Here is an 11,753-nt window from a genome sequence, read left to right as displayed (position 1 = left end):
CTACTCGGTGGGCGGTGGTCCCGCGACCCGTACCCGGTACGCCTCCGCCGAGGCGATGATCGCGGCGATGTCGAAGGCGGCCGGGGCCTCGTCGACGCCGGCCACCGGCGTGCCGTTGGCCACGAACCAGTCCTCGACGCTGGCCGGCGAGAAGACGGTGGCCAGTCGGGCGGACTTGCTGCGCACGAGGTAGCTGTGCGCGACGCCGCGCGGGCCGTGCGCGGCCTGGCCGGGTTCGAGGTCGAACTTCTGGTCGCCGACGAAGAAGGTCACCTTCCCGTCCAGGACGATCCAGACCTCCTCCTCGTCGTCGTGTACGTGCAGCGGGGGTGCGTGGCCCGCGGTGTCGGTGAACTCCATGACACTGATCGACCCGCCGGTGGCCCGGCTGGGCACGAGCACGCGGGCCTGCCCGCCGAGGAACCAGAACGGCTCCGCGGCCGTGTGTGGAGCGGTCATGACCGTCCCTTCAGGAAGGTGAGCAGGATGCGGGTCATCTCCGCCGGGCGCTCCTCGTAGAGCCAGTGCCCGGAGTCGGGGACGACGACCCCGGTGACGTGGGTCGCGTACTTCTTGACCTGCTTGGGCACGGCGTCGCCGAGGCTGCCCTCGGCGCCGATCGCGAGCACGGGCATGGTGAGCTTCTTCTTCTGGTAGACGGCGTCGTTCTCGATGTCCTGCGGGAGCGTCCGGAACCAGGCGAGGCTCGCCTTGAGATGGGCCGGGTCCTTCAGGTGGCCGGCGAAGACGGAGACGTCGTCGGGGGTGACCGCGCCCTTGCGGACCTCCAGGTCGTCGATGAACCGGTCCGTCCACACCTCCTCACGGCCCTGTATGAGATCCTCCGGCAGGCCGTTGCCGAGGGCGAAGAACCCGAAGTGCCAGGCGCCGGGGCCGTCCGCCGTCAGCGACGGGAAGGTGTAGATGCCCGGGTCCGGGATCGGGGCCTCGCTGAGCACGAGCTTGCGCACGTCGGCGGGGTGCGCGGCGGCGTAGGAGTAGGCGACCATCGTGCCGATGTCGTGCCCGACGAGCCGGATGTCCTTGTCGTGGCCGATCTTGGCGAGCAGGCCGTGGATGTCCGCGGCCATGCTCTTCTTGTCGTAACCGCTCGCCGGGGCGTCGCTGCGGCCGGCGCCGGGCAGGTCGGGGGCGATGACCGTGTAGTGCTCGGCGAGCGCGGGCATGACGTACCGCCACTCGTACCAGGTCTGCGGGTAGCCGTGCAGGAGGACCAGGGTCGGGCCGTGGCCGCCGATCACGTAGTTGAGGCCGAGCGTGCCGACCTGCGTCCGGTGCTGGGTGAAGCCGGCCGGCAGGTCCTCCTGCACGGCGGCGGCCCGGGTGGCGGGTGCGGCCCTCGCGTACGGCGTGGCGCCGACGGCGGTCAGGCCGAGCGCCGCCGCCGTTGCCAGCAGGGTCAGGGCTCTCGGGGTGGAGACAGCGGACAGGTGTCGCACGGGGAACTCCAAGGAGGGAACGGTGCGGGCTTGCCTCGGCTCAGGACACCATCCGGGCCGTGCCGTTCGAATCGGGGTGGAGCCACAGTCCTGGGGACGCACGCCGGCCACTGGGGACGGGGACGGCCCGCCGCTCCGCCGCGGGCGCTGAACTGCACCTGCTTGCCGATGACTTGACGATCTTTGTGCCCTGGGCTGCCATCTCCCGGCGTTATCCTGCGGGTTGCGGCAGGCCCGGCCCCCGGAGGTTCGTGTTGGAGCGCGCTGGTTCGGAGGGGCTGTTCGTGGGCCGCCTCGGCGAGTCGGCCCGGTTGGCGGAGTGCGCCGACCGGGTGCGGGCCGGGGAGTCGTGGCTCGCGGTGGTCGAGGGAGAGGCCGGGATCGGCAAGAGCGCCCTGCTGCGCCGGTTCGCCGCCTCGCTGGACGACCACACCGTCCTGTGGGCCACCGCCGACGCCTCGGAGACGGGCTTCTCGGGCGGGGTCGTCGGCCAGCTCACCCGGCGGGTGGACCGCGAACTGCTCGCGCAGTTCCCGCTGCTGGCCGGGGAGCCGTCCGCCGGAGCGACCCCGCACGCGGTCGGCGGGCAGCTGCTGCTCCTGCTGGGGGCGCTCCAGGAGGCCGGACGGCCGGTCGCCGTGGTGGTGGACGACCTGCAGTGGGCGGACCGGCTGTCGATCCAGGTCCTGGGCTTCGTGCTGCGGCGCCTGTGGGCGGACCGGGTCCTGACCGTGGTGGCCACCCGCCCGGACGCGGAGGCCACGGCGGAGCCCCTGGACCGGCTGCTGCGGTCCCTGGACCGGACGGTCAAGCTGGAGCTGCGCGGTCTCGGCGACGGCGAGGTGGCCCAGCTGGCCCAGGGGCTGGTGGAGGGCCGGCTGGCGGCGGGTCTGATCGAGCGGCTGTACGCCTACACCCAGGGACATCCGCTGTACGTCCGCATGGTGCTGGCCGAGGTGCCCGCCGCGGCGCTCCACGACGGCGTGCTGGAGCGCTGGCCGGTGCCGCCCTCGCTGCGGGTCGGGATCCGGGCCCAGCTCAACCGTCTCCCCAAGGGCGCGCGTGACCTGCTCGCGGCGCTGGCGGTGCTGGACGCGCGGGTGCCGCTGGCGACGGCCGGCCGGCTGGCCGGGGTCGCCGATCCGGTCCGCGCCCTCGGCCCCGCCCTGGCGTCGGGGCTCGCGCAGTGGTGGCCGATGGAACACCAGAGCCCCGTCGCCCTGGTGCACGCCCTGCACCGCGACGCCGTGTACGAGACGCTCACCCCCGAACGGCGCCGGGCCCTGCACGCCGGTGCGGCCACCGTCGTCAGCACGGCCGCGGGCTGGGCACACCGGGTCGCCGCGGCCGGCGGACCCGACGCCCGGCTCGCCGACGAGCTGGAGGAGTCCGGCATGAGGGAGGCGGCGCACGGCCGCAACGCCCTGGCCGCCACCCGGCTGCTGTGGGCCGCCTCGCTGTCGGAGCACCGCGACGAGCACGAGCGACGGCTCCTGACCGCCTGCGCCCAGTCGCTGCTCACCATGCTGCCCGGCTGGTCCGCGAAGCTGCGGCCCGAGGTCGAGGAGTGCGCTCCGGGTCCGCTGCGCAGTTGCGTGCTGGGCGTGATGGACATGATGGCGGGCCAGTTCGCCGCCGCCGAGGCGCACCTCGAACGGGCCTGGCAGGACGCGTTGGCACAGCCTGCCGCCGACTGGGTCGCCGTGCTGGCGGGCACCTTCCTCGCCAACATCACCCTGTGGCACGGCCGCGGCGCCCAGACGGTGGAGGTGGCCCGCCGGACCCTTGCGATCGGCGACCTGGACCCGGCCACCACGGACTTCACCCGGGCCGCCCTGGCCACCGGACGGCTCTGGCACCAGGGTCCCCGCGCCGCCCTCAAGGACCTCACGCACCTGCCGGACGACGGCTCCGCGGTCCCCGACCACAGCCTCGACACCCTCGCCACCCGGGGAGTCCTGCGGCTCTTCCTCGGCGAACTCGCCCCCGCCCGTGCCGATCTGCAGACCGCGGCGGCGCGCGACCGGCAGGGCGCCGGGGCCAAGATGGGCCCGCTCACGCTCGCCCTGCTGTCCGTCGTCCACTACCTCGCGGGCGACTGGAACGAGAGCGAGTCGGTCGCGGACCGGGCGCTCGCGGTGGCGGCGGCCCACGACCAGCTGCTCGGCGACGCGGCGGCCCGCTTCTCGGCCGTCTGCGTGCTGGCCGGCCGGGGCGAGTGGGACGCCGCCCTGGACCACGTCGACAACCTCGAACGCCTCGCGAAGACCCTCGGCGCGTCGACGGAGATCGTCTACTGGTCGCTCGCCGGGGCCACGGTGGCGCAGGCCCGTGCCGACCACCCGGCGATGCTGCGCGCCCTCACGCCGTTGCTCGACGGCACGCCGGGCTCCGCGGGCGGCCCGGTCCGGCTCCGGTACCGGCCGTTCGGGCTCTGGCAGCAGTCGCTGCTCGTCGAGGCGCTGACCGGCTGCGGACAGCCGGAAGCCGCCGCGGCCGCGCTGGAGGAGATGCGGCAGGCGTTCGACGGCACCGGCTACCTCCGGGTGGTGGTGGCCAGACTCGCGGGCCTCGTCGCCGAGGCCCGCGGCCGCCCGCACGACGCGCTGGAGATCTACGAGCAGGCGGTCGCCGGGGCGGCCGACCCCGCCGACGCGTCCCCGCTCCACCGCGCGCTGCTGGAACAGGACTACGGCAGACTCCTGCTGGCCACCAGGGCCGCCTCACGGCGCACGGCCGCGATGTGGCTGCACACGGCGCACGGCCGGTTCAGCGCGCTGCGGGCCACCCCGTTCGTCCAGCGCTGCGAAGCCCGGCTGGCGGCCGGCGGGCTCACCGCGCCCCCGCAGGCCCCGAGCCGGCTGCTGGCCCTCACCGAGCGCGAACTGTCCGTGGCGTACGTGGTGGCCGGCGGCCGGACCAACCAGGAAGCGGCGGCCGAGCTCTACGTCAGCCAGAAGACCGTCGAGTACCACCTGTCGCACATCTACGCCAAGCTCGGCATCTCGTCGCGCCGTCAACTCGGCGAGGCGCTGCGGGCTTTGGAGAGCTGAGCGCTCCACCCGGGGGGGGTGCCGCCGCCGTCCGCCCGCGGCGCCGCCGCCGTGCCGCGCACCCCTGCGGGGCGCCTCACACCTGGGCTCTGTGCCCCTCGCCGTCCGTCCGGGCGAGGCTTCTCGCCCGTCGCGCCGGTCCCCGCCATCCGCATGTGCAGCGGGCGAAGCAGAACCGCCCCTGTTCGACCATGCTCATGTGGTGTTCCTGTCCCTGCAAGGCCCGCTCGGAACCGTCCTCCTGCGCCACACCGACAACGTTACCCACGCTCGGTAAAGCACTGGTATGCGTGACGGCCCCACCGACCCCTCGTTAAGCGGAACGACGCGGGACCCGTGACGGACGTACCGGCTGGGGGTAGGCAGGCAATGGATCGGCGGCAGCACTGGCGCGCTGGGAAGACGGCCGTCACCGTAGGGCTCGTGGTCGGCCTCGGCGCCTGCGCCACCGGCTGTGGCGGCGCCACGGCCGAGGGCGTCGGCGGCTCCCCCGGCGACAACCCGGTTGCTCTCCTGAAGCACGCGGCGGACACCCTGCGGGCCACCCGCACCTCCCGGGCCACGACCTCGATGGAGATGGCCACCGGCGGCACCCGGGTCACCATCCGCGGCAAGGGCGTCTACGACTACGACCGGCAGCTCGGCAGGCTCACGGTCGTCCTCCCGCAGGACCCCGCCGGCGCCTCCGAGCACCGTCCGATCACCGAACTCCTCGCCCCGGGCGCGCTGTTCATGAAGAACCGGGGCGCCGGGGTGCCCGCCGACAAGTGGGTCCGCGTGGAGACCGCGAGCCTCTCCGACGGCAACCTGGTCACCGGCGGCGCGACCGACCCGTTCGCGGCGGCCGAGCTGCTGCGCGGCACCCGTACCGCCACGTACGTGGGAGAGACCGAGCTCGCCGGGACCGAGGTACGGCACTACCGGGGCACCGCCGACCTCGCGGCCGCCGCCCGCTCGGCGTCGCCCGGCGGCCGGGCCGCCCTCGCCGCCGCGGCGAAAGGGTTCGCCACCCCCGAGGTCCCGTTCGACGTGTACCTCGACGACCAGGGCCGGATCCGGAAACTGCGGCAGCGGTTCAGCTTCGTCAACGACAGCGGCAAGGGCACGGTGGCGGTCGCCTCGACGACCCTGCTGTACGGTTTCGGCACTCCGGTCGACGTGAAGCTGCCACGCTCCGAGGACATCTACGCGGGCCGGATCGCCGAAAACCAGCCGACGCACTAGTCAGGGAACGGCACTGTACAACCTGTGAACTAGCCCGTCCGTGCCATGCGCGTTGTGTAGACCGCTGCCTACTCTAGAGAGCCGGTGACGGCAGAGAAGAGGTGATGCACGTGGCTCCGGTCGGCGGTACGGCAGTTCAGGACCACGTGGCCCTCGCCGAGATCGAGCTGTGCGGAGAGCTGATCATCGCGGCGTCGGCCGCCGAGGACCGGCTCAGCCTGGAGAGTATCGACGAGGTACTGCGCGTGGCCGAGGAGCGCGAGGCCTACTGATTCAGGCCAGCAGCCGGTCTGGTCCGCCCGGCTCCGCTCAGGTCCGCAGCAGGCGGGCGATGGCCTGGGTGGCCTCCTCGACCTTCGCGTCGATCTCCGACCCGCCCTTGACGGCCGCGTCGGCGACGCAGTGCCGCAGGTGCTCCTCCAGCAATTGAAGCGCGAAGGACTGCAGCGCCTTGGTGGAGGCGGAGACCTGCGTGAGTATGTCGATGCAGTAGGTGTCCTCGTCGACCATGCGCTGCAGGCCCCGGATCTGGCCCTCGATCCGGCGCAGCCGTTTGAGGTGCTCGTCCTTCTGCTTGTGGTAACCGTGCGTGGTCGCCGGCGCTCCGCTTCCGGAGGGCGTCGTGGCGCCGGCCTCGGTGGTCGTCATCGCGTCCTCCGCATCGTCGATTCATATACCCCTGATGGGTATATGGTAACGAACTTTGCTGGGTATAGGGCCCTCGGGACGCCCCCTTCATGATCACCGAGCCCGATGGGCGAAACTGGAGGGCGGCCCATTAGCCGTGGCCGGATGATGCGCTTAGCATCAGCCTGACCGAAACCCATGCATACCGAGGACCCCAAGTGCGCTTTCGTCTGACCCCCAGGGAGACGAGCTTCTACGACATGTTCGCCGCATCCGCGGACAACATCGTCACGGGCTCGAAACTCCTGATGGAACTGCTCGGGGCGGACGCGTCTGCCCGGGCCGAGATCGCAGAGCGTATGCGGGCAGCGGAACACGCAGGTGACGACGCCACGCACGCGATCTTCCACCAGCTGAACTCCTCGTTCATCACGCCCTTCGACCGCGAGGACATCTACTCCCTCGCGTCGTCCCTCGACGACATCATGGACTTCATGGAGGAGGCCGTCGACCTGGTCGTCCTCTACAACATCGAGGAACTGCCGAAGGGCGTCGAGCAGCAGATCGAGGTGCTGGCCCGGGCCGCCGACCTGACGGCCGAGGCGATGCCGCACCTGCGCACGCTGGAGAACCTCACCGAGTACTGGATCGAGGTGAACCGCCTGGAGAACCAGGCGGACCAGATCCATCGCAAGCTGCTCGCCCATCTCTTCAACGGCAAGTACGACGCGATCGAGGTGCTGAAGCTCAAGCAGATCGTGGACGTCCTGGAAGAGGCGGCGGACGCGTTCGAGCACGTGGCGAACACGGTGGAGACCATCGCCGTCAAGGAGTCCTGAGCCGTCGATGGACACCTTCGCGCTCGTCGTGACCATCCTGGTCGCGCTCTTCTTCACGTACACGAACGGCTTTCACGACTCGGCGAACGCGATCGCGACCTCGGTCTCCACCCGGGCGCTGACGCCCCGCGCGGCCCTCGCGATGGCGGCCGTGATGAACCTCGCGGGCGCCTTCCTGGGCTCCGGGGTCGCCAAGACGGTCAGCGAGGGCCTGATCGAGACGCCCAAGGGCTCCACGGGCATGGGCATCCTCTTCGCGGCGCTGGTCGGCGCGATCGTCTGGAACCTCGTCACCTGGTACTTCGGCCTGCCCTCGTCCTCCTCGCACGCGCTGTTCGGCGGCCTGGTGGGCGCGGCGCTGGCCGGCGGCACGACCGTCCTGTGGAACGGCGTCGTGGACAAGGTCATCATCCCGATGTTCCTGTCCCCGGTCGTCGGCCTGATCCTCGGCTACCTGGTCATGACGGCCATCATGTGGCTGTTCCGCCGCTCCAACCCGCACAAGGCGAAGCGGGGCTTCCGGATAGCGCAGACCGTCTCCGCGGCCGGCATGGCCCTCGGCCACGGCCTCCAGGACGCCCAGAAGACGATGGGCGTCGTCGTCATGGCACTGGTGATTTCCGGCCACGAGACGTACGGCGACCCGATCCCGGTCTGGGTCAAGATCGTCTGTGCCGTGATGCTCTCCCTGGGCACCTACGCGGGCGGCTGGCGCATCATGCGCACCCTCGGCCGCAAGATCATCGAACTCGACCCCCCGCAGGGCTTCGCCGCCGAGGCCACCGGCGCGTCGATCATGTTCACCACCGCGTTCCTCTTCAAGGCCCCCATCTCCACGACCCACGTCATCACCTCGGCCATCATGGGCGTCGGCGCGACCAAGCGCGTGAACGCGGTCCGTTGGGGCGTCGCCAAGAACATCGTCCTGGGCTGGTTCATCACCATGCCGGCAGCGGCCCTGGTAGCAGCAGCAGCCTTCGGCCTCATCGACCTGACGCTCCTGTAACTCCCCGCCCCACCCACCCACCCGACTCGGTCGGCAACAGGGCGAGGCCGAAAAGCCTTTCCCACCCACCCACCCGTCTCGGTTGACAGAGAGGGCGCGGTCGAGGGAGGAAGGCGGGGCTTTCGAGCACCGGCCGGGACAGCGCCCCGCAAGGAGCGCGAGGAACTGCGCGACCAGCCACGACGCACCCGCAGCCACCGTGCCACAGCGCCACCCACCCACTGGACCCGGTTCACCGAAAAGCGAGGTGGAAGGGCAAGGGCCGGGTGTGACCTTTCGACACACGCTCCGGCCGGCGCCCCGCAAGGAGCGCGAGGAACTGCGCGACCAGCCACGACGCACCCGCAGCCACCGTGCCACAGCGCCACCCACCCACTGCGCCCAACCGCGATCCGCAAGCCGCCGACCCGCGGTCACCCCCGCCCTCCTCCCCCGACCTCGCCCTTCTCGGAGAACCGAGTCGGGTGGGCGGGTAGGGGGAGAACGCAGGCGGGCCCGCCCCCGGGAGCCAGGGGCGGGCCCTTTTGCATCCTCGCGGTGGCACCGCCATGCAGCACCGCGAGGGGTCAGTTCCGGCTCAGCCGAACCGCCCGGAGATGTAGTCCTCGGTGGCCTGGACCGACGGGTTGGAGAAGATCCGCTCCGTGTCGTCGATCTCGATCAGCTTGCCGGGCTGGCCGACAGCGGCCAGGTTGAAGAACGCCGTGCGGTCCGAGACACGCGCCGCCTGCTGCATGTTGTGCGTCACGATGACGATCGTGAAACGCTCCTTCAGCTCCCCGATCAGGTCCTCGATGGCGAGGGTGGAGATCGGGTCGAGGGCGGAGCAGGGCTCGTCCATGAGCAGCACCTTCGGCTCGACCGCGATCGCGCGGGCGATGCACAGACGCTGCTGCTGACCACCGGAGAGCCCGGAGCCCGGCTTGTTCAGGCGGTCCTTCACCTCGTTCCAGAGGTTCGCGCCCTTGAGCGACTTCTCGACGATGTCGCCGAGCTGGCTCTTCTTGAAGTTGCCGTTCAGCTTCAGACCCGCGGCCACGTTGTCGAAGATCGACATCGTGGGGAAGGGGTTCGGACGCTGGAACACCATGCCGATCTCACGGCGCACCGCGACCGGGTCGATGTTGGCGGCGTACAGGTTCTCGTCGTCGAGGAGGACCTTGCCCTCGACGCGGCCGCCGGGGGTGACCTCGTGCATGCGGTTCAGCGTGCGCAGGAACGTCGACTTGCCGCAGCCGGAGGGGCCGATGAACGCCGTGACGGTGCGCGGCTCGATGTTCATCGAGATGTCTTCGATGGCCTTGTGGGAGCCGTAGTAGGCGGTGAGCCCGCTTACGTCGATTCGCTTGGACATTACTTCTTCACTTCCAGACAGTCGGTCGCTGTAAGGCCGCGTCAGCGACCGGTCTTGGGGGACTTCCAGCGGGCGATACCGCGGGCCACCAGGTTCAGGATCATCACGAAGGCGATCAGCGTGAGCGAGGCCGCCCAGGCACGGTCGTAGGCCGCGTTCGCACCGGCGCTGTTCGCGTACTGCTGGTAGATGAACAGCGGCAGCGACGACTGCGCACCCTCGAAGGGGTTGTTGTTGATGAACGGGTTGCCGAACACCAGCAGCAGCACCGGCGCCGTCTCACCCGCGATACGGGCGATGGCCAGCATGACACCGGTCGTGATACCGCCGATGGAGGTCGGCAGGACCACCTTCAGGATGGTGCGCCACTTGGGCACGCCGAGCGCCAGGGACGCCTCGCGCAGCTCGTTCGGGACGAGCTTGAGCATCTCCTCGGTGGAGCGCACGACCACCGGCATCATCAGGATGGCCAGGGCCAGCGATCCGGCGAAGCCGAAGGGCTGCATGTCGAAGATCAGCATGAGGCTGAGGATGAACAGACCCGCGACGATCGACGGGATACCGGTCATCACGTCCACGAAGAAGGTGACGGCCTTCGCGAGGCGGCCGCGCCCGTACTCCACGAGGTAGACCGCGGTGAGGATGCCGATCGGGGCACCGATCAGGGTGGCGAGGCCGACCTGCTCCAGCGAGCCGATGATGGCCGCGTAGGCGCCACCGCCCGGCTGGGAGTCGGCGACGACGCCCATGGAGTGGGAGAGGAAGTAGGGGTCGAGGACCTTCACGCCGCGGGAGACGGTCACCCAGATCAGGGAGACCAGCGGAACCACGGCGACGACGAAGGCGACCCAGACCAGCGAGGTCGCGACCCGGTCCTTGGCCTGTCGGCGGCCCTCGACGCGGGCGGCGATGACATAGGTGCCGAGGACGTAGAGGAGGCCGGCGATCAGACCCCACTGGACCTTGCTGTCCAGGCCGCCGACGAGGCCGATGAGCACGCCGAGGACGATGGACCCGCCGACGATGGCGTAGGGGGACCACTTGGGGAGGCTGGCACCGCGCAGGGTGCTCGCGCGCCTGTCGACTGCTGCGGTGCTCATGCGTTGGCCCCCGAGTACTCTGCGCGGCGCTGGATGATGATGCGGGCCGCGCCGTTGACCAGCAGGGTGATGACGAAGAGGACCAGACCGGAGGCGATGAGTGCGTCACGGCCGTCGGAGGTGGCCTCGCCGAACTTGCTGGCGATGTTCTGGGCGAAGGTGCCGCCGCCCGGGTTGAGCAGGCTGGCGTGGATGTCGAAGTCCGGGGAGAGCACGGTGGCGACGGCCATCGTCTCGCCGAGCGCGCGGCCGAGGCCGAGCATCGAGGCGGAGATCACGCCGGAGCGCCCGAAGGGCAGCACCGACATGCGGATGACCTCCCAGCGGGTGGCGCCGAGGGCCAGGGCGGCCTCTTCGTGCATCTGCGGGACCTGACGGAAGACCTCACGGCTCACGTTGGTGATGATCGGCAGGATCATGATCGCGAGCAGGATCGAGACGGTCAGGATCGAGCGCGGAGCACCGCCGTCCCAGGAGAAGATCCCGGTCCAGCCGAAGTAGCTGTTCAGCCAGCCGAACAGACCGGTCATGTGCGGCACGAGGATCAGCGCGCCCCACAGGCCGTACACGATGGACGGCACGGCGGCGAGCAGGTCGACCACGAACGCGACGGGGCCGGCCAGGCGGCGCGGCGCGTAGTGCGTGATGAACAGCGCGATCGCGACCGCGATCGGGACCGCGACGGCCATGGCGATGATCGAGGAGACGATCGTGCCGAAGGCGAGGACCGCGATGCCGAAGCTCGGCGGGATGAGGTTGGTGTTCCACTCGAAGGTGGTGAGGAAGTTGCTGTGGTCGCGGTTGATCGCGAGGGCGGCCCGGTAGGTGAGGAAGACCGCGATCGCGGCCATGATCACCAGGAGCAGGACGCCGGAACCGCGGGAGAGACCGAGGAAGACTCGGTCACCCACCCGGGTGGCGCCGCGCGCGTTGCGCTTCTGCTGAGCCGCGGAGGGCTGTGGGGGCGTCGGGGGAGATGCGTCTGCTGTCTGCGTAGATATGTCCATCGGGTTCTCCGGTCTGCGGAGTCGCCCTGTGGGGCGGCTCGGAGGAGCCGTACGTCCCACACGTAGGGGCGTACGGCTCCGGG

11 protein-coding genes are annotated in these 11,753 nt (G+C 70.7%); 5 read left to right on the top strand and 6 right to left on the bottom strand.

From position 1 onward, the window contains the following. Nucleotides 1–459, bottom strand: a complete 459-nt coding sequence (locus tag ACIQVL_RS25385; protein ID WP_403426331.1) for a cupin domain-containing protein — start codon at nucleotides 457–459, stop codon at nucleotides 1–3. Next, on the bottom strand, nucleotides 456–1,460 hold the full coding sequence (locus tag ACIQVL_RS25380; RefSeq protein ID WP_403476422.1) for an alpha/beta fold hydrolase: 1,005 nt from the start codon (nucleotides 1,458–1,460) through the stop codon (nucleotides 456–458). Before ACIQVL_RS25380 ends, ACIQVL_RS25385 begins: the two co-directional genes overlap by 4 nt. Before the next feature lie 251 nt (nucleotides 1,461–1,711). On the opposite strand from ACIQVL_RS25380, the gene ACIQVL_RS25375 reads away from it, so the two are divergent. The 3 genes from ACIQVL_RS25375 (at nucleotide 1,712) to ACIQVL_RS25365 (ending at nucleotide 6,009) form a co-directional block, all read left to right on the top strand. Then, nucleotides 1,712–4,513, top strand: coding sequence for an AAA family ATPase (locus ACIQVL_RS25375; RefSeq protein WP_403476421.1), 2,802 nt, complete (start codon nucleotides 1,712–1,714; stop codon nucleotides 4,511–4,513). 369 nt (nucleotides 4,514–4,882) lie between these two features. Then, nucleotides 4,883–5,737 carry a hypothetical protein gene (locus ACIQVL_RS25370; RefSeq protein WP_403426325.1) on the top strand — a complete coding sequence of 285 codons (855 nt, stop codon included), beginning with the start codon at nucleotides 4,883–4,885 and terminating at the stop codon, nucleotides 5,735–5,737. 104 nt (nucleotides 5,738–5,841) lie between these two features. Next, a complete protein-coding gene (locus tag ACIQVL_RS25365; RefSeq protein WP_294008537.1) occupies nucleotides 5,842–6,009 on the top strand; it encodes a hypothetical protein in 168 nt (55 codons plus the stop codon). Between the two features lie 37 nt (nucleotides 6,010–6,046). On the opposite strand, the gene ACIQVL_RS25360 is transcribed toward ACIQVL_RS25365, so the two are convergent. Next, the gene (locus tag ACIQVL_RS25360) at nucleotides 6,047–6,385 is read right to left on the bottom strand and encodes a metal-sensitive transcriptional regulator (protein ID WP_352089325.1); all 339 of its coding nucleotides are present in this window, start codon (nucleotides 6,383–6,385) and stop codon (nucleotides 6,047–6,049) included. A 197-nt stretch (nucleotides 6,386–6,582) separates the two neighbouring features. Here ACIQVL_RS25360 and ACIQVL_RS25355 point away from each other — a divergent pair, with 197 nt between their 5' ends. Next, complete coding sequence (locus ACIQVL_RS25355; protein ID WP_351703506.1) at nucleotides 6,583–7,203, top strand: DUF47 family protein; 621 nt, start codon at nucleotides 6,583–6,585, stop codon at nucleotides 7,201–7,203. 7 nt (nucleotides 7,204–7,210) lie between these two features. Beyond that, entirely contained in the window at nucleotides 7,211–8,209 is a 999-nt protein-coding gene (locus ACIQVL_RS25350) for an anion permease (protein ID WP_403426323.1), read from the top strand. A 577-nt stretch (nucleotides 8,210–8,786) separates the two neighbouring features. On the opposite strand, the gene pstB is transcribed toward ACIQVL_RS25350, so the two are convergent. The 3 genes from pstB to pstC are packed head-to-tail and all read right to left on the bottom strand — an operon-like array spanning nucleotide 8,787 to nucleotide 11,670. Further along, nucleotides 8,787–9,563: a phosphate ABC transporter ATP-binding protein PstB gene (pstB, locus tag ACIQVL_RS25345; RefSeq protein WP_403426321.1), complete on the bottom strand. Its 777-nt coding sequence runs from the start codon at nucleotides 9,561–9,563 to the stop codon at nucleotides 8,787–8,789. A gap of 41 nt (nucleotides 9,564–9,604) precedes the next feature. Further along, the gene (gene pstA / locus ACIQVL_RS25340; protein ID WP_403476420.1) at nucleotides 9,605–10,663 is read right to left on the bottom strand and encodes a phosphate ABC transporter permease PstA; all 1,059 of its coding nucleotides are present in this window, start codon (nucleotides 10,661–10,663) and stop codon (nucleotides 9,605–9,607) included. Continuing rightward, the gene (pstC, locus tag ACIQVL_RS25335) at nucleotides 10,660–11,670 is read right to left on the bottom strand and encodes a phosphate ABC transporter permease subunit PstC (RefSeq protein ID WP_403476419.1); all 1,011 of its coding nucleotides are present in this window, start codon (nucleotides 11,668–11,670) and stop codon (nucleotides 10,660–10,662) included. Before pstC ends, pstA begins: the two co-directional genes overlap by 4 nt. Nucleotides 11,671–11,753: the final 83 nt, after the last annotated feature.

Source organism: Streptomyces sp. NPDC090499, assembly GCF_044769305.1.
GTDB lineage: Bacteria > Actinomycetota > Actinomycetes > Streptomycetales > Streptomycetaceae > Streptomyces.
This window is presented reverse-complemented; position numbering and strand designations above follow the sequence as displayed.

What these genes read in the sequence shown, in the direction of transcription:
- ACIQVL_RS25350 (WP_403426323.1), top strand. Translation starts at nt 7,211, where the DNA reads ATGGACACCTTCGCGCTCGTCGTGACCATCCTGGTCGCGCTCTTCTTC.
- ACIQVL_RS25385 (WP_403426331.1), bottom strand. Translation starts at nt 459, where the DNA reads ATGACCGCTCCACACACGGCCGCGGAGCCGTTCTGGTTCCTCGGCGGG.
- ACIQVL_RS25365 (WP_294008537.1), top strand. Translation starts at nt 5,842, where the DNA reads ATGCACGTGGCTCCGGTCGGCGGTACGGCAGTTCAGGACCACGTGGCC.
- pstB (WP_403426321.1), bottom strand. Translation starts at nt 9,563, where the DNA reads ATGTCCAAGCGAATCGACGTAAGCGGGCTCACCGCCTACTACGGCTCC.
- pstC (WP_403476419.1), bottom strand. Translation starts at nt 11,670, where the DNA reads ATGGACATATCTACGCAGACAGCAGACGCATCTCCCCCGACGCCCCCA.
- ACIQVL_RS25360 (WP_352089325.1), bottom strand. Translation starts at nt 6,385, where the DNA reads ATGACGACCACCGAGGCCGGCGCCACGACGCCCTCCGGAAGCGGAGCG.
- ACIQVL_RS25370 (WP_403426325.1), top strand. Translation starts at nt 4,883, where the DNA reads ATGGATCGGCGGCAGCACTGGCGCGCTGGGAAGACGGCCGTCACCGTA.
- pstA (WP_403476420.1), bottom strand. Translation starts at nt 10,663, where the DNA reads ATGAGCACCGCAGCAGTCGACAGGCGCGCGAGCACCCTGCGCGGTGCC.